We start from the raw sequence: 26,539 nt of genomic DNA, 5'->3' as shown, positions 1-26,539 counted from the left end.
ACAGCCCTGGGGTTCATTCTTAAATGCCGCCGACAAAGCGACCTGGGCTAAGGCAATGGTGGGGGTCAAACTGAGCTTTGATCGCTTGCATGACGCTCAAGGCGTTGCCGCTGTAGCCCCACACATCCACCGATTTTTTGAGGGAGAGAGGTGCTTCGAGCAGGGTAAAATAGCCTTGGTTGGTGGTGCAGCCCCTGTGCAATTCGTTCACCATATCCGCCGTAGCCACTGCCAGACGCACTGTGCCAATACCGCTACCCCCATGGATGCGCGCCAGGCTACCCGAGGGCAGTTGGTCGAGCCAGGCCACGGCCTTGGCTAGCGGTAGGCCCACCTTAGCCACGATCGCCTCCTTCTGTTCCTCAGATTGAGGGAAAAGAACTGCGCTGACCCCTGCCCAAACTTGCTCATCCTCCGCGCCCTGCAACACTTGAGCAGATAGAGCTGGCTCCACCATGGCCAAGAGAGCCTCAACCTGTTCGTCTACTCCCGGTGCAATGGACTGAAATCGAGCTACCAGAGCAAATCCTTCATAGCCCAAACGGTTAGCTAGGGCAGGGGATAGGATATCGAGGGCCGCTGGGGTTAGCGGCGACAGACGTAGGGCATTCACCAGGGCTTCTATTTCTCCTGCCACCCCAGTAACCACTACGGTTTTAGAGGTGTCTTGCCCTGGATAGAGACGAAAGGTGAGCTGAGAAATAATTCCCAGGGTGCCGTAGGAGCCAGTTAGCAGCTTCATCAGGTCGTAGCCCGCAACATTTTTGACCACGCGCCCGCCCGCCTTAGCGATCGCCCCGTCATAGCGCACAAAGGAAATGCCGATCAGCATATCCCGCAGTCCGCCGTAGCGCTGGCGTAGGCTGCCGGTGTCGGCGGTAGCCACAATTCCTCCTAAAGTCGCCCGCTCTGGATAGGCAGGGTCAACGGCGAGGAACTGGTTGTGCTGAGCCAGCCTAGGAGCGAAATCCGCTAGTTTTGCACCCGACCATGTGGTGAGAGTCATATCCCCCACCGCATGGTCGATCACTTGGTCGAGCCGGGCGGTGCTGACGACTAAATCTACCCCAGACCCAACGCCGCCCCAGGTCAATTTGCTGCCGCTGCCGCAGGGGATGACCCGCCAGCGATGCTCATGGGCACAGGCCATTACCGCCGAAAGTTCGGCCTCGCTGGTGGGATAAACAACGGCCTCGGGTGTTAGATATTCCGGTAGATTGAGGGATTTGGGAGGGAGGATGCGATCGCGCTCAACCACCTCCCCCAAAGTTTCAGCAACGTTGGCCATACCCTAGTCGATGCTGATGGGGGTGGGGCCGCCGCTGGGGCTGGCGGGAGGCACATTGGTGCGAGCGGTGCGAAACTCCGCATACAGGCGATCGCGCCAGTCAAAGAAGGCTCTGTATTCGGGCACATCGGCAATGCCGGGGACTCCCTTGCCCCCAATGCCCTCGGGCAGATCGACGTACTGCGCGGTGGGGAACTTGAGGTACATGGTGGCGGCGGCGACGGCGAAGTCAGCCAGGGTGGGCTGATCGCCCAGCAGGTAGGGACTGGTTTGCAGCATCAGCACCAGAGCTTCGAGATCCTGACGTAGGCCAGCGGTGGCAACTTTAATATCCTCGGGGCCAAAGCCGACGCCTGTACCCACCAAATTGAGCAGGTCGCCAGGTAGAGCGCCCACCAAGCTGCGCAGCGGCGCGGGGGTAAAGCTGGGCAGCAGCGCCGTACGAAAATTGGGGTGCTGCTTAAAGGCACCGATCATGACCACGCGGGCCTTGGTGACAATCGCCTCGTCGGCCCAGCTTTCTAGCGCTAGGCACAGACCCTTTTGCTTGGGCTCGGTGGGAATGAGGGGGCGATCGGGATAGGCTTTTTCGAGATGCAGGGCGATCGCGGTCGAATCGGGAATTACCTGCTCACCGTCTTTGAGCACGGGCACTTGACGCTGGCCCGACATTTGAAAGATTTCGACCTGGCCCACGCCGGGAGTGACTTCGACCTTGTGGTAGGGCACCTGCTTGTAGTCGAGAATCAGCCGAATTTTTTCGGCAAAAGAGGAGGCTTCAAATTGGTACAGCTCTAGCATGGAAATCCTTATTGGCCGGGTTCTTGAGGGGGCGGCTCGGGTACGGCCAAGCCCGGTAACACTGTATCGCTATTTGCAGGCGCTGCACAGGCGGAATTAGTCGGCGGCTGGGTGGTGACGGTGACGGTTTCAAAGCCTGCGGTGGCTAGGAGCTGCCCAACTGTGACTTCGGCGCGACGGTTGGCTTCGGCCAGCAGATTTTCTTGGCAGGCAGCCTCTTCAATCTTAACCAGCGCCTCTTGCTGGGCTTTTTCTTGCAGCTCGGGCGCTACATCTGGCCCTAGGCCTAAAAAGCCGCGGCTGTAGTCAAACACGTTTGATTTGCTGAGATCGATTTTGCTGTCGAGAATCTTGGGCGGCGGCAGGGTGATCTGAATTGAATTATCTCCGCTCACCTGCACATTTTCGGACGTAAGTTCAGCCAGATCGACCCCGGCCCGCACCTCGCCGTAGGCAATATAGAGCAGGTTGGTGGAGCCGATCACGTAACCCGCCAAGGTGCGATCGCTCTTGGTCGGCACCACCGCTTCCATGGCAAAAATCGCCGTGGTCAGCTCGCTCGCTCCCCGCAACTGCTGAATGATGACGGAACGCACATCCACCTGCGGCTCCGCTGGGGCCGGGGTGAGCATGATGCGCACCCCTTCAAGGAAGCGATCACCCGCCCGCCAATAGCCCACCCCAACGACAATACCCATCAGCACTGCGCCGCCAATAAAGGCGTTGAACATACCCTGCACTACCCGCAGCGGCCCGGCTTTCTTACGCTCTGGCTGCGGCATAGGAACGGGCTGCGGCTGAGCTGGCATTCTCACATCAGCCGTCCTTGTATCCACATACCGAGGCGGCAGCGGGTCGGGAAGTTTGCGATCGGGGGGAGCAGGGCGCATGGGCAGTGAATGTTAATGAGCTGTAGGATGCATTCGCGAAGCAACGCACCATTAGAAGAAACACGAATCAAAGACCAGTTCAAGCGTACTTCATTGTCTCTGGAGGCAAATGCTTTATGAAGTTTCCCGACAGGGTGCATTGCTACCGCTTTTGCGGAGCCTCGCTTTAGCATCAGGCACCTTACGCAGACCACCATCCTAGCTTGGGCTACGGGTTCTGGCCTCCGGTTAACACATCGTACAAACCCCAGATTGCCATGGGGCGCATATAGTGGCAGGCGCGGTAGGTGCCCAGGGCGGTGATCGCCTCCGGGGTGCGAAATTGCAGACCGTAGCTGTAAATTTGCTGTACGACGGATTCGGCGATCGCCATCGCCTCCTCAGTTCTCCCCATCTGGGCAAAGAACGCCGCCAGCCCAAAGTTGATGCCGATCCACACTTCCTGCTGGTGGGTGCTGTCGGGGTCTTCGGGGGAGCCATCCGGCAACACGCCATTGGCGGCCCCAATCGCCAGCTTCAGCGTCGCGGCGCTAAAGTTGCCCAGTTGCGCTCCCTCAAACTTCTGCTGGGGCGGCCGTTCCTGGCTTTGCACCACCTGGTTAAATTTCACAAAGCAGGCATCGTAGATGGCGTCGAGGGCCGACAGGGTGAATTCGTCCTCCACCAAATCGGGCAGGCTCAGGTGGCGCACCATAAACTGGCCGCAGAGCTGGTCGGCCATCACCACATCCGAGCCGCTGCCCGTATCTAGCCGGTAGTAGCGGCCGTTCCACAGTTTGGGATGGTAGGCCTTGAGACCGTTGTCGAGCCAGCGGCGGTACTGGCTGAGCAAAATGGGGGTGTTGCCGGGGGCCAGCCCGTTCGCGGTGAGAATTTCGGCGATCGCGATCGCGGCCTCCATTGCCCCTAGCCACAGCCCGCCGCAGTAGGCGCTAATGCCCTTCAGCTGCCAGTCGTCGAAGGTCTGGTCGGGGGCTCCCTCGTTTTCGGGAATGCCGTCACCGTCGCGATCGAACTGCTTCAGGTATTGCAGAGTATCGACCACCGCAGGCCAGCAGTCTTTGAGAAAGGCCACATCCGTCGCCCCGGTGAACTGGTAGGCACGATAGACCTGGAGCACAAAGTCGCTGCCCAGATCCTTCCACTGGTTGCAGTCTTGGTAGCTGGTGTAGTTGGTCTGCGCCCAGGGGTGCTCATTGGGGGCACCGAGGTCGTGGGGCGTTGCGCCCTTGAGCTTGCGAACTGCCGGGGGCTGCTCCAGCCCCATTGTGACGTAGTAGCCGATAATCCGCCGCCGCTCGTCTTGGGCAGGGATGGCGCGGGCAAAGGCGCGCAGCACCGCTTTCTCTAACTCGGGCCACAGCAGCAGGGTGGCGAAACCACCGTAGAGGCGCACATCTAAACTTTCGTACCAGCGGTAGTCGATGCACTCCAGCACTGCAAACTGGCCTACGGGATCGACCTCGGTGGCGGCGCTCCACAGGGTGCCGCCGCTGGCTAAGTCGTACAGCTCGTTAAATAGCGCCATTTTGAACCAGTCGGGCAGGTCAGCGCGATCGAGAATCGGCTGTTGCCAGGCGGCGATCGCCTGCTGCCAGGTTTTGTATTCGGTCAGAGCATCGAAGGCGATCGCCCTAGCATTGCGCCCCGTTCTGCCAAAGAAATCTGTATAGCGGCGATAGTTGACCACCCCCGCCGCAAACTCCGTCACCGGCAGATCCCACGCCAGGGCAACGGGGATTTGGCGAGTTTCGCCGGGTTGTAGGGTGAAGCGCAAGGCGATCGCACAGCCGATCTGCTCCTCACCTTCGGCTGGAGAGGTATCCAGCAAATTCATCAGCCGCCCCAGCTTGGCGAACGACGCCCAAAGGTCATTGCCGTTGCCTGCCGGGTTCCAGCGCAGATCGTAGGAAACTTCCACATTGGGGTTGTCGAGGGTGGCGATGCACCACTGACCGTCGCCTTCTTTGGGGTTGTCCTGCCAAGCCCCATCCATCACCAGGGCCTTGAGGCCGTCAGCGTTGATGAACTGGTTGAAGTTGCCGGTGCTTTGCCCCAGGGCGGGCACGTAGTCGTAGTAGGGGCTACCGTCGTCGCGCAGCAGCACCTCGGGAGATTTTTGCGTATTAGTGAACCAGCCCACCATGTTTTGCCAGCTCACCATGATGCTGAGGGTGATGGGGGTGGTAGTCGGGTTGTGGGCCGTCCACTCAAAGGCCACTACTGGATAGCTGGCCTCTTTATAATTGTCGGACCAGATGGGCGAGATCTGTTCGCAGGTGATCTGGGCGCGAAACACATTTTCGTAGCGGTACCAGCTACGGGGGTAGAGGGCGTGGTAGCTGCCCGTGGCGCGGGCTTTAGTAGAGGCGGGATACCACGACCACGACGACAGAGTGCCATCCTCGGGCGGCTGGGTACTGAGGGCATAGGTCTGAGTTCTACCGCCCCCCTGCTCCCAAAGGCTGAACTGGCAGCCGGGGAAGCCTTGGAACACATGCTCGCCGCCATCCAGATGCCAAAGGTTGAAGTCACCGTTGGGCGATCGCCCCACACAGCCTGCCCCTAGCCCGCCGAGGGGTGCCCCATGGTCTGGGCCATCGTCGAGGTTGCTGGCGTAGCGCACAATATAGTGGTGCTCCCACGGCTGGCCGATCGGTCGCTGCCACGCCTGGGACGGAATCTGGGGGAGGGATGGGGTTTCAGTCATCCCAAAATATTACCGGAGCGGGTTGATTTATAGGACGTTGCCAGGCCTTCTCCAAAGTTGCATCCGGCGATGCATGAAGTCAGCGATCGCAGCTCATCAATGACACCAGTCGATAGGGATTAGTGGTTAGGCATCATCACCCGTTCGTCAAAGTCAATTTCTTGCACCAGATCCGCATTCCTAGGCTCGTCACCAATTCCTCACGCCTGGGTGCACTCAAGCCCACACTCGCTGTAGATCCCTTTAGAATTGGGGAGCTTAAGAGGCGATTGGCACGTCTCCCACGGCGTCAAACCCGCCCTTCAAGAACATTTGGACAGGTCAACCTTGCCCCTTACCCACAATCCCCCCGCTACGCTCGATCTCGACTTTGTCCGGCAGCAGTTTCCCGCTTTGGCGGGCGACTGGGTCTTCTTTGACAACGCTGGCGGCTCGCAGATTCTCAAGCCCGTAGTCGATCGCATCACCGCATTTCTCTACGAGTCGAACGTGCAGCTGGGGGCCAGCTACGCGGTGTCGCAGTTAGCGACGGAGCGAGTAGCGGCAGGGGCTAAGGCCATGGCCACGCTGATCAATGCCGATGACCCGACGGAGGTGGTGCTCGGGTCCAGCACCTCTGCGCTGTTGCGCATGCTGGCCCAGTGTTTTCGCCCGACCCTCGAACCGGGCGATGAAATTGTCGTCACCAACGCCGACCACGAGGCCAACATTAGCCCCTGGGTGGAGCTAGAGCGCGAGGGCGTTGTCATTAAGACCTGGCGGGTAAACCCCACCACCTTTGAGCTAGATCTAGCGGATCTGGAGGCCTTATTAACGCCGCAAACTCGCTTAGTCGCCGTCACCCACACATCGAATGTCTTGGGCAGCATTCATCCGGTGCGAGCGATCGCCGATCTCGTCCACGCCCATGGCGCGCTGCTCTGCGTCGATGGGGTTGCCTTTGCCCCTCACCGCCGCGTCGATGTGCAAGCGTTGGATGTCGATTTCTACACATTTAGTCTCTATAAGGTGTATGGCCCCCACATGGCGCTGCTCTACGGCAAAAAGGAGCTGCTGCTGGCCCTGCCCGGCTACAACCACTACTTCATCGACGACACGGCAATCCCCTACAAGTTTCAGCCTGGGGGCAGCAGCTACGAGCTGAGCTATAGCCTCACGGCAATTCCTGAATATTTCGAAGCCCTAGCCCAGCACCACGGACAGTCTGGCGATGGGAACTCCATCGATCAGGCGTTTAGCCTGATTCAGCAGCACGAAGGAGCGCTCAACGAACGGCTGCTCTCGTTTCTGCACAGTCGGCCCAAGGTGCGCATTATCGGTCGAGACACCGCTGATCCGACCGAACGCGTTTCAACCATTTCCTTTGTGGTGGAAGGGCTGTGCAGCGACCAAATTCCGCCCCAGCTCGATGCCCACAACATTGGCATTCGCTACGGCCACTTCTACGCGCTGCGGCTGATCGAAGATTTAGGGTTGTTGCCCCAGCAAGGCGTGGTGCGGGTCAGCATGGTGCACTACAACACCCTTGAGGAATGCGATCGCCTGATTGAGAAACTCACCCACTGTCTATAGAATTCCTTAGCCAACGCCGAGGTTTAGAGTTGACCTGGTGTCAGTGCCCCCTTGGCAACCCTATTCACCAATGTAGATAGGCTGCAACAAAGCTTATTGCAATTTAGCGTGTCTTCTGTCAGGTCGGGTGGAGTTCATCCGGTGTGGCAATAACCACCATTCGAGCCTACCAGAACGCCAGTGGGCAAGGGGGAAAGGGCCTCTACCTTTGCTTACGGCCTAATATCTTTAATTTAGCGTTGGCAGAATTTTAACAGCCAAAAACAGGCTGATTTATGCCTAGCTTACCGTTTTGCGGGGGCGAGCAAAAAGCCAGTTCAAAAAGTGTCCCAGTTGTGAAATCTGGGATAAGCTAATTGGCGACGTTCGCTGCTCCCTCCGATCGCGATTTAAACCATGAATTGGCGACTCTGCAATCTCCTCAGACTGACTTCTGCTGCTCAATTCAAACCCGGCACGGTTAAGACTTTAGTTCGTAGTTTGGTGGGCGGTTGGGGGCAGAGGCCTCGCCGCAGAGCCTTTCTCGGGCTAGGTTTGGCCACTGCTTTTCTGGTCTCGGTAGCGCTGCCCCGCTCGGTATCGGTGGCTAACGCCCAAGACCTCACCGCCGCACTCTGGACTCGGGCCTCGTTTCCGGTCGAAAACTTTCAAACCTACACATCCCCCTTTGGCTACCGCAGTGACCCCTACAGCGGTAGCTCTCGTTTTCATTACGGCCTCGACCTAGCAGCCCCCAACGGCAGCTATATTCGCAACTGGTGGGCGGGCGAAGTGCTCTGGGTCGAAGGCGACGGTGCATGTGGCACCTCTATGGCGATTAAATCTGGAGAATGGACCCACATTTACTGCCACATGCAGGGGCATGTAGAGGGCAGCGGCCAAAATAAGGTGATGGTCGATCGCGAGGGCGGCATTCAGCTGCGGGCGGGCCAGCCTATCCCGGCTGGGGCGCGCATTGGCCGAGTGGGCATGACGGGCCGCACTACCGGGCCGCACCTGCACTGGGGTCTTAAGTACCAAGACAACTGGGTTGACCCGGCCCTGGTGCTGCGGGCCATGTATGTTGGCCAGCAGGCAGCGCTGTAGGTCTCGGTGCCTTGCCCCTGGAGGCGGTGGATAGCTTGGTTGGGGGTGGTTTGGGTGGTGGGCTGGGCGATCGCCCAGCCGCTGCCAGCCCTAGCCGCTGACAGCTATCCCCCCCTGACTTTAGACCTGTTGCGCCAGCGGCTAGCGACTCCTGTGCAGCGGGAGGGCAGACCTGCCATCGACCTGCGCTATTACACAATTGATCTGAGGCCTGACAGCCCCCTGACCGATAGCTTTTACCGGCTGCTGAGCAGCGGTCTACAAAAACCAGCGACAGCCCCGGCGCTCGACCTGAGCTACGCCGTGGTGCAAGGCGACCTCGACTTGCAGCGCCTAGGCCAGCGCGAACCCCTCTACGGCGACAACCTTTCACCGTTGCTAAGCGATGTCGGGCAGGCCCAGCTGAGGCGCGATCGCCAGCGCTTGCTCCAGCTCAGCCGGCTCTCCCAGTCGTTACTCATTCAGGGCCAGGGTAGCAGCCAGCAGATCTATCTATTTAAAGCACCGCTGGTGGCGGTGCAGACTCGCTTTACAGGCCAAGTGCTAGGGGGCGATACATTCTTTTTGGGCCGGGTGCTAGCCAGCGGAGCGGTGTTTGAGCAAGGGCTCTCTGTAGGCGGGGCGCGCTTCAACCAAGCGGTGAATTTTTCGGGGGCCAACTTTCGCCAGGGGGTGCAGGCCAAGGGCAGCCTGTTCTTTGAGCCGGCCCGGTTTGACCAAAGCCAGTTTCGTGGTGGTGCGACATTTCAGGGGGCCGAGTTTAAGGCCGATGCCAACTTTAGCCGGGCGGTGCTGGCGGGCAATTTGAACTTTAGCCGAGTGCAGTGGCATGGGGTGGCCGACTTTGCCCGCACGGTGTGGCAGAGCAGTGCCTTCTTTGTGCGCAGCTACTTTGCTAAGGCGCTGTTTTTCACCGAAGCCCGCTTTGACGCGCCGCTGGTGCTGCGCCAGAGCCGCTTTGGCGAGCCAGTCAACCTGCGCAACGCTATGGTCGGCAGCGAGGTCGACCTGGGAGATGTGCTGTTTCTGCCGGGGGCCTACCTGAATGTGGCGGGCTTGGAGTTTAGCCTGGAGCAAACCCAGATTTTGGGCACCCCCAGCAAAATTGGTCGGGTGTTTTCGGTGCCGCAGTTGGCGGGCAACGAGACCCTGCTGCGCAACCTGGAGCGCAACTTTCGCAATCAGGAGCAAATTAGCGACGCCAACTCGATTGCCTACACCGCCGAGCGGCTACGGCTAAAAAGCTGGCAGCAGCGGCTGCTGGGCACCAACGTCAACACCGCTTCGGTGGCCGCCCTGGTGCGGGCAGGCTTTACCGAGACCCAGGCGGCGGCGGTGGTCAACCAGCGCCAAACCCAGACTTTTATCGGCACTGAGGGGGTGCTGAGCGTGCCGGGGGTTGACCTGGCAGCGTATCTAAAGGTGCGCGATCGCATCTTTGCCCGCGACACCTTCCCCATTACTCAGCGGCTGACCCTGGGTTTGCAGTGGCTGTGGCTAGGGGGGCTGGTGGTGCTGAGCCGCTACGGCACCAGCTTTGGCCTCACCTTTGGCCTCGGGCTGGTGGCCATCCCCACCTTTGCGCTGATGTTTTGGCTGGTCGATCGCTACCGTCGCCGCCGAGCCACCCCAATTCTGCCACCGCTGGCAGAGGGGCTATGGCTGGGGGGGGGCTGTAGTTTACTGCTGGGGCTAGGGCTTAATGCTCTGCTGCGCGCCGCCGACTATCCGCTGCTCACCCTGGGCTTTTTGTTTATGCTGCTGGTGCCGGTGCCCGCTGTGCTGATTGGCCTATTAATTAAGCGGGGCCGCTACCACGACCTGATGGCGGAAAGCTATTTTGTCGAAGACGGCAGCCTGCGCCAGCTACGGCTCTTGATCGCCCGCTTACCGGTGATACCTAAGTTTCCGTTTTTTCGCGATCGCTACACTTACCTGCTGCTCGATCGCCGCTGGAACTGGCTGAATTACTTAGACTTTAGTCTTAACAACTGGCTAAAGTTTGGCTTTAATGACATTCGATTACGAGACGAGCATGTGCCGGGGCTGATTACAGCTTTGGTATGGTATCAATGGGCGTTGGGTCTGCTCTACACAGCGCTGCTCCTGTGGACGCTCTCACGCACCATTCCGGGGCTAAACCTGCTGATCTATTTCTAGCGCCGCTGTTGGCTATCCATGGACCGTTTTCTGCCCCCCGTGACCCAACCCTCTGCTTCAGATCTCAACCATCAGGCCAAATCCGATCTGCGCCGTCGCCTCATCAGCGCCCGCCAGAGCATTCCCCCCCAGCTGTGGAAGCAAAAGAGCGATCGCATCTGCTCCCACCTGCTCAACTGGAGCTACTTTCGCCAGTGCCGCATTATCTTGGCCTACACCAGCTTTCGCCAAGAGCCCGACCTCAGCCCCCTGACAGGGCACCACCCTCATTGGGGGCTGCCCCGCTGCGTCGATAAAAACCGGCTGACTTGGCACTATTGGTCAGCCAACAGCCGCTGGCCTCTAAGCAAAGGCTCCTACGGCATTATTGAACCCCACCCCAGGTCGCCCCAGGTAGACCTTTCTCTAGTAGATCTCATCCTCGTGCCCGCCGTCGCCTGCGACGTGCGCGGCTACCGCCTCGGCTACGGCGGCGGCTACTATGATCGCCTGCTCAGCCAGCCCCCCTGGCAGGGCATTCCCACCGTGGGCATTGTGTTCGAATACGCCCGCCTGCCCAGCCTGCCCAAAGATGTTTGGGACAAGCCCTTGGCCGGAGTCTGCTCCGAAAGCGGCCTATTTCTAGGCGGAAAATAGCCTCCCTATCTCCTTCACCCTGCCATGCACGGCCCTCACCCCACCACCCGCTACCCCATCCCCGGCATCACCCGCACGGCCTTTCTCAACACCCTCGTCACCAACCCCAACATCCTCGTCGGCGACTACACCTACTACGACGATTTTGAGAATCCCGAGAACTTCGAGCGCAACGTGCTCTACCACTTTGACTTCATCGGCGACAAACTGATCATCGGCAAATTCTGCTCCATCGCCTCCGATGTCAAATTCATCATGAACGGTGGCAACCACCGCACCGACTGGTTTACCAACTACCCTTTCCCCGTATTTGGCCAGGGCTGGGAGTCAGTCATGCCCAACGAATGGCCCTACAAAGGCGACACCGTCATCGGCCACGACGTGTGGATCGGCTACGGCGCGACTCTCATGCCCGGGGTGCAGGTAGGCGATGGGGCGATTATCGCGGCTCAGTCGGTGGTGACTAAGGCCGTGCCCCCCTACGCCGTAGTTGGCGGCAACCCCGCCCAGGTGATTCGCTACCGCTTCGACGAAACCACCATTGAGGCCCTGCTCGAAGTTCAATGGTGGCACTGGGAGATTGAAAAAATCACCCGCCACTTGCCCGTCATCTGCGGAGCTGACCTCCAGGCTCTGCGAGAGGCCCTCCGAAGCGTTTAAGACTCACAAAACGGTAGCGCACCTGCTGAGCGATTACTCTCTCGCCAGAGAAATTTTGTGGATGACTGGCCCGGCTGTCCACTCGCCAGCAACACTGGCCCGCTCCAGCTGGCTGGTCAGTGTTCTCGGCCTAACCATCTGGGGTATTCTTTGGGCAAATTCCTTCGGGTGGCTAAGAGCATGAAACGGCGCGGCATAGTCAATAGTTTGTTTTTAGCGATCGCGGTAACCGTGCTGCTGGTCTGGCCCTTGGGGTTGCGAGCTCCGGCTCAGCAAAGCTCTGGGTCTCCCCCACCCCTCGGTGGCGTCGTGCGGGAGTACGAGACGCTCAGCATGCCCACCGCTACCGCCTACTCGGTTTATACAACCAACGCTACGACTCCTCACGAGGTGTGGTATCGAATTTATGGTGGTAATGCGTTGTTTCGGCAGCGGCTACGGGTCTATCAAGAAAACGCTGGCCCTCGCCCCATCAACCAGCTTCCTCCCGAGTCACAGTTAAAGGCAGAAATTACCGACAATGACCCTACCCGCTGGTATCGCTTTGATTCCGAGGCAGATGTATTTACCTACTATTTCGACGGTGACAATCGTCTGACGGCCAGAAGCCCCTGGCGCGATGCCTTTGGAGTCAAAATCAAGCGCACCCGTTACACCAACGGCAACCGCTACGAGGTTGACTTTGAAGATCACGACTCCCTAGACGACTTTAATGACCTCAGGATTGAAGTCGTGATTCTTCAATAGGCGTAGCATTGAGAAGGCAAAGCCAGGCGAGAAGCTGCGTCAACAGGGGCGATCTGCGCAATCATAGAACGTAGGTATGGGTGAGGAAGGCTATGAATCGCTTTATTATTGGTGGCATTGCAGCGGCGCTGGTGTTGATGCTGACGGGCATGCTTAGCCGCCTTTCGGGCGATCGCCCCGAAAGAGAACGGATCGCTAACCAACAGAATACAACTGCTCAGGATGCCGATGGCTTGGGCGCTCTGCCCCTCGAACAGGCTGGTCAACTGGTGCAGCGCCAGAGCGAGGTGGGCACTGGAACTGCGGCCAGGGGCGACAGCACGTTTACCGACCAGGGCAGCGATCGCGCCACCCTCTCGCCAGACAACACGGGGACAACGGGAGCCAATGGCGTCAACCCTGCCCCTGGCAACGTAATTCCCCGCACCGGAGCGGCAACTACCTTTCCGGCCACGGGTGGCGACATTGCGCCTATTCAGCCGGGTTTAGTGCAGCCCGATGCGGTGCAGCGTCCAGCCTCCGACCCCGAATTAGACTCGATTCCAGCCCTGTGGTAGGCCCATTCTCCTGCGACAGAGGCGCGGCGGTGCGCCCTCCAGTGGCCTAAAATGAGGCTGAGCACTTGAGTTAAACGCATGGCAAATCAGGGAAGCGACGTCCTGGTAGTGGGCGGCGGGGTTATTGGCTTGGCGAGCGCCCTAGAGCTGCGGCAGCAGGGGGCCACCGTCACCGTGCTCAGCCGTGACTTTCAGCAGGCCGCCAGCCACGCCGCTGCGGGCATGCTAGCCCCCCAGGCAGAAGGGTTGCCGTCAGGGCCGATGCTCGATCTCGCCCTCGCCAGCCTGGCGCTGTATCCCAGCTGGGTGAGTAAGTTGGAAGCGCTCACCGGGCAGTCGGTGGGCTACTGGCCTTGCGGCATTTTGGCTCCGCGCCGCACGGCTCCAGAACTACCTACAGAGGGCTGGTTAGATGCCGCGACCCTAGCTTACTACCAGCCGGGCCTCAGCCACGACGTGCAGGGGGCGCTTTGGCACCCCGACGAGGGCCAGGTGGATAACCGATTGCTGGTGCAGGCGCTGCGATCGGCGGTCATTGACCTGGGGGTGATCCTGCACGAGGGCACTGGGGCGATCGCCCTGCGCCAGTATCAGGGGCGCATTGAGCGGGTCTGCACGGCCCAGGCAGGTGACTTTAGCGCTGACCAGGTGGTATTGGCCACCGGGGCCTGGGCCCACGAGCTATTGCCCCTACCGGTATTTCCCAGAAAGGGCGAAATGGCGAGCCTGCGGGTGCCCCTCGGCTATAGCACCCCTCAACCCTTGCAGCGGGTGCTGTTTGGCGAAGACATCTACATCGTGCCCCGCCGGGATGGTCGCATTGTGCTAGGGGCCACCAGCCAAGACGTTGGGTTTGCGCCCCACAATACGGCGGGCGGAGTACACCAGCTGGTGGGCAATGCAATCGCCCTGCTGCCCCTGCTGGCCGACTTCACCCTTGAAGAGACCTGGTGGGGATATCGCCCCGCCACCCCCGACGAGTGGCCCATCCTCGGCCCTGGCCCCGCCGCCAACCTCACCCTGGCCACGGGCCACTACCGCAACGGCATTTTGCTTACCCCCATTACGGCTCAACTGGTGGCCCAGGCGGTGCTGGGCAAGCCAGACCCGCGCTTAGATGCGTTCTCTTGGCAGCGCTTCCACACCGCCCCGCCGGCACTTCCCAACCTTTCCGCTGTTTCTCCTACCCCTCAGGCTATGACCTTTACCGATGCTGCCCCTGCGACCCCGGCTACTCTGGGAACGAATCTGTCCTTCACCAACGACTTGACTGACACCCCTCTGACCATCGCTGGGCGCACCTTTTCGTCTCGGCTGATGACCGGCACCGGCAAGTATGACGATTTTGGGGTGATGCGCCAGAGCATTGCCGCCAGCGGCTGCGAAATTGTTACTGTCGCGGTGCGACGGGTGCAGACCAACGCCCCTGGCCACCAGGGGCTAGCCGAAGCCCTCGACTGGTCAAGAATCTGGATGCTGCCCAACACAGCGGGCTGCAAAACCGCCGAGGAAGCCATCCGGGTCGCCCGCCTGGGCCGCGAAATGGCTAAACTGCTGGGTCAAGAAGACAACAACTTCGTCAAGCTCGAAGTCATTCCCGACGCCAAGTACCTGCTGCCCGACCCCATTGGCACCCTGGAAGCCGCTGAACAGCTTGTAAAAGAAGGCTTTGCGGTGCTGCCCTACATCAACGCCGACCCGCTGCTGGCCAAGCGATTAGAAGAGGTAGGCTGCGCCACCGTCATGCCGCTGGGGTCACCCATTGGCTCGGGCCAGGGAATTCGCAATGCCGCCAATATTCAAATCATCATTGAAACCGCCAATATTCCAGTTGTGGTAGATGCCGGCATTGGCACCCCCAGCGAAGCCGCCGAAGCCATGGAAATGGGGGCCGATGCCCTGCTGATCAATACCGCGATCGCCAAAGCCGCCAACCCGATCGCCATGGGTCGCGCCATGGGCCTAGCTACCCTGGCTGGTCGCCTGGCTTACCGCGCTGGCCGGATTCCGGTGCAGCGGGCAGCGATCGCCAGCTCGCCGCTGACGGGACGGGTGACGGAGTAGGAGTGACGGGTAGGGAAGATGGGGAAGGTGAGGGAGGTAAGGGAGAAGAGAAACCTGTCCTTGCAAGAGATAGTCGTGGCAAAAGTCGCCTTTCCTTTCTACTCATCCCCCCATCTTCCCCGTCTCCCCCACCTTCCCTATCCCCCCATCTCCCTCACCTCCCCTAGTCCCCTAGTCCAAAATCTTCACCCGCCCAAGCTGAATTGCGTCGAATAGGCGATTGACCTGCTTGCGTTCGCTCTCGTCGATGGTGCCATCGGCCAGTACTAGGGTGGTTAGCTCCTGATACTGGGTCTGGGTAATGGCGCGGGCCTGAATAAACTGGCTGACTAAATCGGTGATGGGGCAGCCAGGCTGAGATGTTGACGACATAGGACAGACCCTTGACAGACGTACTGAATAGCGTTGGCCACTGCGCTGCACAGTAGTCACTGCTAATAGCAAAACCTAGGGTGGCGCACTGGCGTGTAGCGATCGCGACAAGAGGGCATACAGAATGCTGTAATCGACCTGGCGATGGCTATACCAGTTTTAACCGGTAGATGCGGCTAGTGGCCAAAGTAATGGAGATCGTTTAAGTCGGTCTATGACTGCTGAATAAACGCTTCCACCTGGTCGGGGGGCAATGGTGGGGCAATCCAGTAGCCCTGAATGGCATCGCAGCCCAACTGCTCTAGTCGGTGGTTTTGAAATTCGGTTTCGACCCCTTCGGCAATCACCGTCATGCCCAACGACTTGGCAATCTGAATGATGGCTTTGACGATGCTGACATCGTCGTGGTCAACGTCAATATTTTCGACAAACGATTGGTCAATCTTCAGAGTGTTGATCGGAAAGCACTTGAGATAGCTGAGGGATGAGTAGCCGGTGCCAAAGTCATCAATTTTGATGTCAACCCCTTGTTCCTGAAGGTTCGACAGCGTCGATAGCACACCCTTCACGTTCAGCAGCAGCAGGCTCTCGGTTACCTCTAGACCAAAGCTGGTGGCCGGTAGCGCTGTCTGCTCCAAAATGGCCTTGATCTGCTCAAAAAATTCGGGTCGCTCAAACTGTGCTGCTGCCACATTCACATTCATCTTTAGCCCCCTAACCACCGGAAATCGGTGATACCAGTCGGCCATCTGGCGGCAGGCCGTCTCAAAAATCCACTCACTGAGGGGAATAATCAGCCCTGTTTCCTCCGCTAGAGGAATAAATTCACCGGGGGAAATGAGCCCGCGCTGGGGATGCACCCACCGCACCAGCGCCTCAAACCCCAGCAGCTGGCGATCGCGCAGGCTGACGATCGGCTGATAGTGGAGAACGAAGTCTTGATGCTCTAGGGCCTGGCGCAGCTGAGTTTCTAGCTCAAATAGCGCGATCGCGCTGGCGTGCATCGCGGGGTTAAAAATTGCGTAACCTGAGGACTGCCCCCCGCTCTTAGCCCGATACATGGCGTTGTCGGCATCGCGCAGCATGTCTTCGCCCCGGTCGTAGTCGGGGCTGGCCAGAGCAATGCCCAGGCTGGCAGAGGTAAACACCGTGCGGCCCATCAGCTGAAACGGCGCTTTGATATCAGCCTGAATGCGCTCTACCACATGGATGGCTTCGTTCAAGCTGGTGATTTGCTCTAGTAAAATGACGAACTCATCGCCCCCCAGTCGGGCGACCGTATCGCTAGCCCTGACGTGGCGTTGCAGAATGTGGGCAATTTGCACCAGCAGCTGGTCGCCCACCAAATGGCCCAGGCTGTCGTTAATCACCTTAAAGCGGTCTAAATCGATGAACAAAACCGCAAACAGCTGCTCGGGGTGGCGTTTGAACCGCTGCATTGCCTGCTCTAGGCGCTCGGTAAACAGGGCGCGGTTGGGCAGGCCGGTGAGGGCATCGTGCAGGGCCTGGTGGCGCAGTTCTTCTTCAGCTAATTTGCGATCGCTGATGTCGATAAAGGTCACCACCACCTGGGTCAGCCGTTGGGCCTCGTCAAAGCTGGGAAACGCATTGACCAAGACCCAGGTGCAGCCCGGGGCCTGGGAGGCGCAAACGCCCAGGACGTGGTTTTGCAGGGGACGTTGGCTTGCGAGCACCTGCGTCACCGGATAGTGCTCGGGCGCTAAGGCCACGCCGGTTTCATCCACAATGGCCCAGGAAAGGGTGTCAGTTCGCTAGGTAGGTCTGCTGCTCAGCCATCAGCTGCCACACCAGCATGCGCAGAAGCATGAGCTCTGCACGCTGGCTGTCAGGTAGGGTGGCGAGCAAATCCTTTAGCTGGCGGTGAACCTCATGGTTCAGACTATCCTCTGCAATGCGGCGAGTAGTCGTTTCAAAGGCCGATTCGTAGTTATTAAATAGCGAGCCCAGTAGGGCAAATTCTTCGGCCAGCTCAGGGTTCTGAGCTTCTAATTTTCTCAGAGCAGCTAGTTTCTGGCGGGCCTGGGCCAAGTAGGCGTGGTTGGTTTGGATATGCACCTGGGCACTAGCATCGATGTTGCCCCCTTGCCAGGTATCAAAATAGGCCTCCTCAGCCTGGCGAGCCAGCAAAAAATTGGTTTTTAGTTCTAAACTGAGTTCCCGCAGCTGGGCGGCATTGTCGAGGGTGGTCTGACTGCGGGAGCGGAACCGCTGCAAGCTGCCGTAGCCGATGGCGGCGCTGATGCCGTGCAGCAGCAAAATGATGCCAAACCCCAGCATTAGCTGAGCCCGAATGGTTCTAAACCACCGCAGACGGCCCATCATGGCGATCCCTCTCTCGTCATCAACTGCCTCACGGTGGCCTGGAGCTGGTTGGCGGCCAGGGCAGGTTCTTCCCCGTCGTAGATGTCGTGAATGGTTGCCGCGATCGCTAGGGCCACCTGGTTCCATCGAGGATGCAGCACCGCTGTGGGGCGCGAGGTTTGCATGGCGGTTTGCACGGCTAGAGCATAGTCAAAGTTGATTGCCTCGGTGTAGACCGACGGCGTCAACCAGCTCGAAAATCGGGGTGCCCCACCCGTGGCAACGGCAATTTTGGCTTCCATCTCCTGGCTGGTGGCCCATTGAATGAACAGCCAGGCAGCCTGGGGGTGGCTAGAGCGCCGGGGAATGCCGAGCCCCCATAGCCAGTGGCCAGTCAGGCTCTGTTGGTGAACCCGAGGCAGCATAGTGTAGCCCACCTGACCGGCGATCGCAGAGGTTTCGCGCTGCTCAAAGTCAGGCCCAAACAGGCTGGCATCAATGTAAAACGCCGCTTTCCCCGATTGAAATAGCTGAGTGGCCTCTGGCCAGTTCATCTGTTTGGTGTCGGCTGGCCCCGCCTGCATCAGCTGGGCATAGGTAGTCAACCCCTCAACAACGCGAGGATCGGTGAGGCGGGGCTGTTGCCAATCGCCATCAAACCACAGATTAAAGGGCAGCGGGGTCGGCTCGGCTCCCCAGCTGTTGAGTACAATCCCCGACACCGTATCGATAATAGCGTCCGATTTAACCCCGCGCATCACCACCCCCAAGGCCTGTCCACTCTCGTTAATCTGGTTCGCGGCCTGCACCAGCTCAGCCATGGTTTGGGGCACCCGACCCGCCAGAAACTGATTCACCAGGCGCTTGTTGTAGAACAGAATGTAGGCTTCAAAGGTGGCGGGGATGCCAAACAGCTGGGGGCTGCTGCTGTCTGGCGGATACATGGCCGCCAGCCGAAACCCCTCGGGAAAGTCAAACAGATTGTAGTTGGCCGCCGTTAGCCTGGGATTATTGATCAACGGCGTCAGCGGTAGCAGCAAATCGTCTCCCCACAGCCGGTAGGCCGTGGAATCCATCGGTAAAAAGAAGGCATCCGCCGTCACGGGGTCAGCCCGCAGCAGGGCCTCCATCTCTGCAAAGTAGGCCGGTTCTGCCACCGTGCGGGGCTTCAAAGTGATGCCGGTCAGGGCCTCAAAGTCTGGCAGGTAGGGCAACAGGCCAGTGGTCCAGGGATGATCATCCAGCAGCAGCCCGATCTGCTCGCCCGCAAACCGTCGCCAGTCAAAATTCTGGCCAGCCTCGATTGTTGTTTTACCGGTAGGGGGTCGGCAGGTTGTTAAGCTCGTCAACCCCGCCGCTGCCGCCAGTCCCATAAACCGACGACGATGAAGCACACCCATAGACTGAGCAAATAGCTCTGGCATTACAGCAACGATTGAAAGGAACAACGATCATTGAGGGATGCACCGGCTGTTTGTTTAAGCATGCCCTATGGGGGCATATTGCAGAACCTGGGCGGGGAGGGAGCGCAAGATTGGGCCTAAAGGCTTAACCCGCAATCGGCAACAGCCTCTCAAATACCCAAGAGGTTAGGGGGCCTATTTTCCCACAGGGTTTGCCCCAGTCGGTTGAAGGTTAAGTCAATTGAAGGTTAAATCCAATGATATTGCTGTAGCTACACAGAGTAGTTGACCAGTTCCCCAATGCTGATGGTCTTAAGCACGGTATCGGGCAGTAGCCTACCCAGGGCTTAAATAATGCAGGCGATGCAGCGCGTTCAGCTGGTCTGGTGACTGGCCCCAATGCCCGAGTCGTCATCGCCGTGGAAGTATTCGTAAAACAAAATTAGATTCTGCTAGTGGGGGCCGGTTGGTCGAGATATTCAAACATTGGTGCTGTTTCCTTTGTGGTTGGCAGAATGGGTTAACTCAGATCGCGAACCGACGTTGTTTTGACGAGTACCTAGTTCAGGAATGGCTACGGTCCTTGCGAGAACAGCAACCACTGGGGTTAATTCTCTGCGATGTTGACTTTTTCAAACAGTACAATGACTGCTACGGGCACCTGATGGGAGATGACTGTTTGCAGCGAGTTGCCCAGCAGATAAAACTCGCAGTTTCTCGTCCTAACGATTTAGTAGCGCTACGGTGGCGAAGAGTTTGCGGTGATTTTGCCCAACACAGCGCTGGATGAAGCCGTTGCCATTGCCCAAAAAATTCAAGCCCAAATCTGGCAAACTCGGATTCTGCATTCTGACTCTAACGTTAGCCCATTCATAACGGTGAGCTTGGGCGTTGTTAGTCTCAAACCCAATGCCGAAACAACCGTTTTATCGCTGATTAAGCAGGCTGACGAGGCGCTCTATATGGCAAAACAGCAGGGGCGTGATCGGCTGCAGGTGGCTTGTCATTCAGTTTGATTTTGGCTGTTAAAGGAAAGAATTAACGTGCGTATCTAGTGACCTGCTCTAGGAGTGGACGATAGTAGCCTCGGTGTCTCTACTCCACCCATCTCTGCTGTAATAGGCGCGATCGCACCTCCTCCTATTACCTGCCCCCTTAACTCAACTAGGACGGCAGCGATAGAACCCTTGCGTAGATTTTATCCAGGAAAAACGTCTATCTGAAGGATGATTTATATTCACAACGGAGTCGAGTTGAATGGAATTACCGTTTACGCATACGGCCCCATTCTCCATGAAACGCGACGCGAGCGGGAAGTTTGTGAACAACTGGGATCGAGAGACCAAACATCGAGTCAGCCTATCGCTGACCCACACGGCTTGGCGATCGCTCGATCAAGCGGCGCAGCAACGAGGGACTTCGCGCTCTGAAGTGATTGAACAGTTTGCCCGCAGTTTAGCAGTGGAGAATGCTGCCAACTCCAACAGTGAACCGACTCAAATTGTGCAGCTGCAAAACCAACTACGGTCGCTACAACAGCAGAACCAGGCGTTAGCGGCGCAGTTAGCCCATACCCCAACTCAAGCCGACCAAGCAACAGAGCACAACGTCGTCACTCTTTTAGAAAACATCACCGATGCGTTTGTAGCCTTTGATCGCCATTGGCACTACACCTACGTCAACCAGGCCGCCGCCCAAATTTTGCACAAAACCCCTGACGAGCTGATTGGCAAACAGGTTTGGAACGAGGTTTTTCCTGAGTTGGTGGGCGGGGTGGCCTACGAAGCCATGCACCGGGCGATCGCTGAGCAAGTTCCGGTGGCCTGGGAAGAGTTTGGCGAGCCCCTTCAACGCTGGCTGGAGATAAAAGCCTATCCTTCAGCATCGGGATTGACGGTTTATTTTCGAGATGTGACCGAACGCAAGCGCGTCGAAGACCAACGCAAGCAGGCCGAGATAGAACGAGAGCAACTGCTCCGCGAGTTAGAAACAGAACATGCCCAGTTTGAAGCAGTGCTACGGCAGATGCCGGCGGGCGTGCTGATTGCCGAGGCAGGGTCAAACAAATTAGTGCTAGCCAATGAGCAGGCGAAACGAACGTTGGGCTGTAGCTATGAGCAGTCCTACGAACTAGAAGCCTATGTACCCATCACTCCCTATGAAGCGTTTCGCCCCGATGGGCAAAAGTATGCGCCCCATGAATATCCCCTGCCGCGATCGCTGAGAACCGGCGAAGTCATTACCGATGAGGAAATCGAGCTTCGCCAAGAAGATGGTCAACGCACCATAATTACGGTTAATTCAGCGCCAATTTTAGATCGGCAAGGGCAAATTTTGGCGGCTGCTGTGGTGTTTCAAGACATTACCCAACGCCAGCAAACCGAAAGGCTACTCAGGCAGCAGGCAAAACATCTCGAAAACCAACAGAAATGGTTAGAAGCCGTACTAGATTTAATGCCAACGCCAACTATTTTTATTGACCCAGACACCGCAAAAGTTATTTTTGCTAACCGAATTGCCAATGAATTAGCTGGGGGTGAGTTCCCAAAAAACAAATCCTTAGAGGAGTATACAAATGCCTATTACTGCACCGATGCCCAAGGCGATGGCGCAGCCTCCCCAAAGGAAAATCGCATTCCCACAGCCCAACTGCCAGCTGTGCTGATTGCTCGTGGAGAGCGGTTACAGAACTATGAGATGAACTGGCATACCCCCGACGGCATTCGGGCCACGCTTTGCTGGGGAGAGACCTTGCCCGCTATGCATGGGCATCCAGCGATCGGCATTAACATGTTTCAAGATGTCACCCGTCTGAAGCAAATTGAGGCAAACCTGCGGCAGGCCGAAGAACGCCTACAGCTTGCCCTCTCATCGGCCCAAATGGTCGCTTGGGATGTCGATCTAGAAACGCAGCAGGTCGTGTGTTCTCCCAATGCCCAAGAAATTTGGGGCATGGAGGTGGGCACCCCTGAGGCGTTTCAGGCCTTGATTCACCCAGACGATCGCCCGCTGCTCGGGCAAGCAACCGAGCAGGCCGTCGCGGGGAACCAGGCTTTTGCCCAAGAATATCGCGTGATCGCTGCCGACGGTAAGGTTCTCTGGCTCAAGGGCCAGGGACAGGTTTACTTTAACGCCTCTGGGCAAGCCGTCCGTATGACCGGGATTTCGATCGATATTACCGATCGCAAGCAGATCGAAGCCAATCGCGAGGCCCTACTGGCAGAACTACGGCAAAAAGAACAGCAGCAACAATTTTTGATTGAACTAAACGATGCCGCTCGCACCCTGCAAGACTCAGAGGAAATTATCTGGCAGGTCGTTAATGCCACCGGCCAGCATTTCAACGTCACGCGCTGCGCCTACGGTGAAATTGATGCCGCTCAAGAGCACGTGATCGTTGAGCGCGACTACTGCAATGGCGTCACCAGCGTGGTGGGTATCCACCAGATGGATTCGTTTGGGGTTGACATCATCGCCGAGCTCAAGCAGGGCAAAACCGTTGTGGTCGATGATGTCGATCGCGACCCTCGCACCAGCGCCGGTGTGGCGGCCTTTGCTGCCATTGAGACCCGATCGCTGCTCTGCGTGCCCCTGGTGAAGCGCGGGCGGTTTGTTGCCATATTGGTGCTGCATCACGTCACGCCACGCCGCTGGACGGCCGACAACGTGGCCATGATAGAGCGCATCGCTGAAAAAACCTGGCTGGCCGTAGAGCGATCGCGGGTCGAAGCCGAACTACGCGAGAGCGAAGCGCGGCTACAGCTCGCCCTCAACATTGGCCGCATGGGCACCTGGGAATGGGACATACAGACCAATACCTTTCGCTGGTCGGCGGGGCATTTCATTATCTTGGGGTTCCAGCCCTACGAATGCGAACCGAGCTGCGAGATGTGGGCCAGCCGCGTCCATCCTGATGACCTAACTGCCGCCCAGGCAAAGCTTCAGCAGGCGATGCAAAACCGCACCGAGTACTATCACGAATATCGCCTACGCTGGCCAGATGGGACCATTCGCTGGGTCGAATCCCGAGGGCAGTTTTCCTACGATGTTCAGGGCCACCCCAAGCAGTCGATCGGGGCGGTCATCGATATCACCGATCGCAAGCTGGCTGAGCAGGAGCGAGAGCAACTGCTCGAGCGAGAACGCGTAGCCCGAGCCCAGGCCGAGGCCGCTCAACAGCAAATGGCCACTCTGATTGACACCTCCCCGGTGGGGCTGGCGCTGTTAGACAGTGAGCAGCGATTTATCGCTATCAACGATGCCATGGCAGGGATCAATGGCTTACCCCGCGACTATCACCTTGGTAAGTCGGTGGTAGAGCTATTTGGTCAAATTGATCCGGCGATCGTTGAGGTTATGGACCAGATTTATGCCACGGGTCAGCCATTTCTCTCGCCCAATCTGCCTCTCAATGCCCCTGGCCATGACGATCGCCGCCCCGGCTACTACGACGTTTACTACCTGCCAACGGTTGACGCAAATCAACGAGTAGAGCGGCTTTTGGCCTATGTGGTCGATGTCACCGAGCGCGTCAAGTTGGAGCGCGCCCAGCAGTTTCTGGCTGAGTCGAGCGCCGTGCTGGCCTCGTCTCTAGACTACCAAACTACCCTAGAGCAAGTTGCCCAGCTCACCGTACCGAAACTGGCCGACTGGTGTACCGTTCACATTGTGGAAGAGGATGGCTCGATTGACCAAATTGCCGTGGCGCACATCGACCCAGCCAAGCTGGAATGGGCTTACCAGATCCGAGACAAGTATCCCTTAGATACCGATGCAGAGCGCGGTGCCGCCCTTACCCTGCGCACCGGACAGCCAGACTTGGTGCCTGAAATTCCCGATGAACTGTTGGTTCACGCTGCCAAAGACCCTGAGCATCTAGAGATTTTGCGGCAGGTGGGCTTTAGCTCGGTGATGACGGTGCCCCTGCGCACTCAAGACCAGGTGGTCGGCGTGATCACGTTCATCTCGGCTGAGTCGGGCCGCCGCTACACTGCCGCAGACTTACAGCTCGCCGAAGAATTGGCGCACCGGGCTTCTCTGGCGATCGAAAATGCTCAGCTCTATCGGTCGGCTCAGCGCGATCGCACCAAAGCTGAAGCTGCCAACCGCATCAAAGATGAGTTCTTAGCGGTTTTGTCCCACGAATTGCGATCGCCCCTGAACCCAATTTTGGGCTGGGTCACGATATTGCGCAGCAGGCAGCTGGATGCGGCCAAAACTGACCAGGCCTTAGAAACCATTGAGCGCAACGCCAAGCTCCAGGCTCAGCTGATCGAAGACCTGCTCGATGTTTCCCGCATTTTGCAGGGCAAGCTGACCCTGAGCGTTGCCCCAGTCAATCTAGTCACCACCATTGAAGCGGCAGCCGAAACCGTGCGCCTGGCAGCTGAGGCCAAACGGATTCAGATTCAAACCGCACTGCCCGCGATCGCGGGACAGGTGTTAGGTGACACCAACCGGCTCCAGCAGGTGATTTGGAATTTGCTCTCCAATGCGGTTAAGTTCACCCCGGCGGGTGGGCAGGTTGCCATCACCTTAGAGCAGGTTGATAGCTACGCTCAAATTCAGGTGAGAGACACCGGCAAAGGCATTCATCCCGACTTTTTGCCCCACGTATTCGACTACTTTCGGCAAGAGGATGGCACCACCACGCGACAGTTTGGCGGCCTCGGCCTCGGCCTGGCGATCGTGCGTCAGCTCACCGAACTGCACGGCGGGCTGGTGGCAGCTGAAAGCCCTGGCCAAGACCTCGGCGCGACCTTTAGGGTGCGGCTCCCCCTCACCCTAGCAAGGCCAAATCAACCGTCGCCCGCTGAACCCTTGGACAAGGCAACCGACTTAACCGGGCTACAGATCTTGGTGGTCGACGACGAGGCAGACATGCGGGAGCTGGCGTCCTTCGTTCTCACCCAGGCGGGGGCTGAGGTAGCTGTTGCCGGCTCAGCCATGCAGGCCCTCAATCGGCTGAATCAGTCTATGCCCGACCTGTTGCTGTGCGATATCGGCATGCCCGAGATGAATGGCTATGAACTGATTCAGCAGATTCGCCAACGGCGGCACGACCAGGGTGGCCATATTCCAGCGATCGCCCTGACGGCCTATGCGGGAGAGGTCAATCAGCAGCATGCTCTGGCCGCTGGCTTTCAGCTGCATCTGGCCAAACCGATTGAACCAGACCGATTGGTGCGAACGATCGCCACGCTAGTCAAGCCGCCCCCGCCAGAACGCTAGCGCCGCGTCGGCACCGGCTGCGGGAGTGGGCGATAATACCCTCGGTTTGTCTGCCACTCACCCATGCTGCAATACGTGCGATCGCACCTGCTGCCCTATCTGCGCACCCAGGTGCTCCCCTCCAAACCTACCCAGCTGCTCATTCAAACCTGGCTGAAGTGGGATCGCGACAACGTCCCCGGCATGGCGGTGGCATTGTCATACTGCGCGTTGTTTTCAGACGAGGTCAGCGCATCACATCGGGCTGCACCATGATTGGTCTGGGTGCTTATGTTGCAGTTGCCGAGCAGAGCTAACGGCCTGAGCAATCAGCGATGCTGTCAGTGCGCGTGTCAGGTCAACTAGCCAGGGAAAAACGTCTGATGGTGAGCTTTAAAGTAGTGCTGATTTGTTTAAGTCTGGCAGTGCTATCGGCCTGCGCGGCCCAAGCCCCAGCCACCAACCCTTCACCCCCCAAATCGACCCAGGAGCGCTTTAGCGATCGCCCCGGTGTCACCGTTTTAGCCGCTGCCCCAGCTGCTGCGGTGCAGGGGCAAACCCTCTACGTGCCGGTGTATTCCGAAATTTTTGACTCCGAAACCAACCGCGCCTTTCAGCTGACGGTGACCCTAAGCCTGCGCAACAGCGATCGCCAGCAGCCCATTGTCATCACCGCGCTGGATTACTACAACTCGGGAGGCGATCGCATCGTTACCTATCTCGATGCGCCCATTCAACTCGGCCCCCTGGCCTCTACCGAAGTCGTCGTTGACCGCACCAACGTCACAGGCGGAGTAGGAGCCAACTTCATCGTCGCCTGGCAATCCGTCGCCCCCGTCAGCGCCCCCGTCATCGAAGCGGTGATGATCAGCACCGCCTCCCAGCAGGGCATGTCTTTCGTCAGCCCCGCCCGCGTGATCGAGGAACTGCAACCCTGAAGGAAATAGCTGGGTTGCGATGGTCTAGACCCAACCTGGCCCACAGCTCCATCACTAATCACTAGAGTGCGATCGCCCCGCAATCCTATATCACCCCCTGGATATGGCATAACATCAGGTGGT

Annotated in this window: 19 protein-coding genes and 1 pseudogene; 12 read left to right on the top strand and 8 right to left on the bottom strand. The window is 58.4% G+C overall.

Features of this window, described 5'->3' with window-relative positions; genetic code table 11:
• Positions 1–19 precede the first annotated feature (19 nt).
• The 4 genes from H6F57_RS24955 to H6F57_RS24940 all read right to left on the bottom strand — a co-directional run bounded on the left by H6F57_RS24955 (position 20) and on the right by H6F57_RS24940 (position 5,689).
• On the bottom strand, positions 20–1,288 hold the full coding sequence (locus tag H6F57_RS24955; RefSeq protein WP_190631630.1) for an FAD-binding oxidoreductase: 1,269 nt from the start codon (positions 1,286–1,288) through the stop codon (positions 20–22).
• 3 nt (positions 1,289–1,291) lie between these two features.
• On the bottom strand, positions 1,292–2,089 hold the full coding sequence (locus tag H6F57_RS24950) for a glutathione S-transferase family protein (RefSeq protein ID WP_190631628.1): 798 nt from the start codon (positions 2,087–2,089) through the stop codon (positions 1,292–1,294).
• 8 nt (positions 2,090–2,097) lie between these two features.
• Positions 2,098–2,979 (bottom strand): DUF4230 domain-containing protein, encoded by an 882-nt coding sequence (locus H6F57_RS24945; protein WP_190631626.1) that lies wholly within the window; start codon positions 2,977–2,979, stop codon positions 2,098–2,100.
• Between the two features lie 208 nt (positions 2,980–3,187).
• Complete coding sequence (locus tag H6F57_RS24940) at positions 3,188–5,689, bottom strand: GH116 family glycosyl hydrolase (protein WP_190631625.1); 2,502 nt, start codon at positions 5,687–5,689, stop codon at positions 3,188–3,190.
• Positions 5,690–6,016: 327 nt separating this feature from the next.
• Between H6F57_RS24940 and H6F57_RS24935 the strand changes: the two genes are divergently transcribed.
• The 8 genes from H6F57_RS24935 to thiO all read left to right on the top strand — a co-directional run bounded on the left by H6F57_RS24935 (position 6,017) and on the right by thiO (position 15,171).
• Positions 6,017–7,261 (top strand): cysteine desulfurase-like protein, encoded by a 1,245-nt coding sequence (locus H6F57_RS24935; protein ID WP_190631623.1) that lies wholly within the window; start codon positions 6,017–6,019, stop codon positions 7,259–7,261.
• Positions 7,262–7,795: 534 nt separating this feature from the next.
• A complete protein-coding gene (locus tag H6F57_RS24930; protein WP_199294902.1) occupies positions 7,796–8,347 on the top strand; it encodes a M23 family metallopeptidase in 552 nt (183 codons plus the stop codon).
• 45 nt (positions 8,348–8,392) lie between these two features.
• On the top strand, positions 8,393–10,507 hold the full coding sequence (locus H6F57_RS24925; RefSeq protein WP_313933689.1) for a pentapeptide repeat-containing protein: 2,115 nt from the start codon (positions 8,393–8,395) through the stop codon (positions 10,505–10,507).
• Between the two features lie 39 nt (positions 10,508–10,546).
• Complete coding sequence (locus H6F57_RS24920) at positions 10,547–11,143, top strand: 5-formyltetrahydrofolate cyclo-ligase (RefSeq protein ID WP_313933686.1); 597 nt, start codon at positions 10,547–10,549, stop codon at positions 11,141–11,143.
• A 24-nt stretch (positions 11,144–11,167) separates the two neighbouring features.
• The gene (locus H6F57_RS24915; protein WP_190631616.1) at positions 11,168–11,803 is read left to right on the top strand and encodes a CatB-related O-acetyltransferase; all 636 of its coding nucleotides are present in this window, start codon (positions 11,168–11,170) and stop codon (positions 11,801–11,803) included.
• A gap of 57 nt (positions 11,804–11,860) precedes the next feature.
• Positions 11,861–12,550 carry a hypothetical protein gene (locus H6F57_RS24910; RefSeq protein WP_190631613.1) on the top strand — a complete coding sequence of 230 codons (690 nt, stop codon included), beginning with the start codon at positions 11,861–11,863 and terminating at the stop codon, positions 12,548–12,550.
• A 92-nt stretch (positions 12,551–12,642) separates the two neighbouring features.
• Entirely contained in the window at positions 12,643–13,107 is a 465-nt protein-coding gene (locus H6F57_RS24905; protein ID WP_190631611.1) for a hypothetical protein, read from the top strand.
• A 78-nt stretch (positions 13,108–13,185) separates the two neighbouring features.
• Entirely contained in the window at positions 13,186–15,171 is a 1,986-nt protein-coding gene (gene thiO, locus H6F57_RS28480) for a glycine oxidase ThiO (RefSeq protein ID WP_190631609.1), read from the top strand.
• A 171-nt stretch (positions 15,172–15,342) separates the two neighbouring features.
• Here thiO and H6F57_RS24895 read toward each other — a convergent pair whose 3' ends face one another.
• The 4 genes from H6F57_RS24895 to H6F57_RS24885 form a co-directional block, all read right to left on the bottom strand.
• A complete protein-coding gene (locus tag H6F57_RS24895; RefSeq protein WP_190631607.1) occupies positions 15,343–15,543 on the bottom strand; it encodes a hypothetical protein in 201 nt (66 codons plus the stop codon).
• 212 nt (positions 15,544–15,755) lie between these two features.
• Positions 15,756–17,288, bottom strand: coding sequence for an EAL domain-containing protein (locus H6F57_RS24890; protein WP_199292408.1), 1,533 nt, complete (start codon positions 17,286–17,288; stop codon positions 15,756–15,758).
• A gap of 19 nt (positions 17,289–17,307) precedes the next feature.
• A complete protein-coding gene (locus H6F57_RS27235; protein ID WP_199290006.1) occupies positions 17,308–17,886 on the bottom strand; it encodes a hypothetical protein in 579 nt (192 codons plus the stop codon).
• Positions 17,883–19,289, bottom strand: coding sequence for an extracellular solute-binding protein (locus tag H6F57_RS24885; RefSeq protein WP_199290005.1), 1,407 nt, complete (start codon positions 19,287–19,289; stop codon positions 17,883–17,885). Before H6F57_RS24885 ends, H6F57_RS27235 begins: the two co-directional genes overlap by 4 nt.
• A 445-nt stretch (positions 19,290–19,734) precedes the next feature.
• Here H6F57_RS24885 and H6F57_RS28475 point away from each other — a divergent pair.
• From H6F57_RS28475 to H6F57_RS24865, 4 genes and pseudogenes are all read left to right on the top strand, one after another.
• A pseudogene (locus H6F57_RS28475) lies at positions 19,735–20,284 on the top strand (diguanylate cyclase).
• A gap of 277 nt (positions 20,285–20,561) precedes the next feature.
• Complete coding sequence (locus H6F57_RS24875) at positions 20,562–25,499, top strand: PAS domain S-box protein (protein WP_190631605.1); 4,938 nt, start codon at positions 20,562–20,564, stop codon at positions 25,497–25,499.
• Positions 25,500–25,562: 63 nt separating this feature from the next.
• Complete coding sequence (locus H6F57_RS24870; protein ID WP_199290002.1) at positions 25,563–25,754, top strand: hypothetical protein; 192 nt, start codon at positions 25,563–25,565, stop codon at positions 25,752–25,754.
• Positions 25,755–25,813: 59 nt separating this feature from the next.
• Positions 25,814–26,416, top strand: a complete 603-nt coding sequence (locus H6F57_RS24865) for a DUF3124 domain-containing protein (RefSeq protein WP_199290001.1) — start codon at positions 25,814–25,816, stop codon at positions 26,414–26,416.
• Positions 26,417–26,539 lie beyond the last annotated feature (123 nt).

It is taken from the genome of Leptolyngbya sp. FACHB-60, from assembly GCF_014695775.1.
GTDB lineage: Bacteria > Cyanobacteriota > Cyanobacteriia > Phormidesmidales > Phormidesmidaceae > Nodosilinea.
This window is presented reverse-complemented; position numbering and strand designations above follow the sequence as displayed.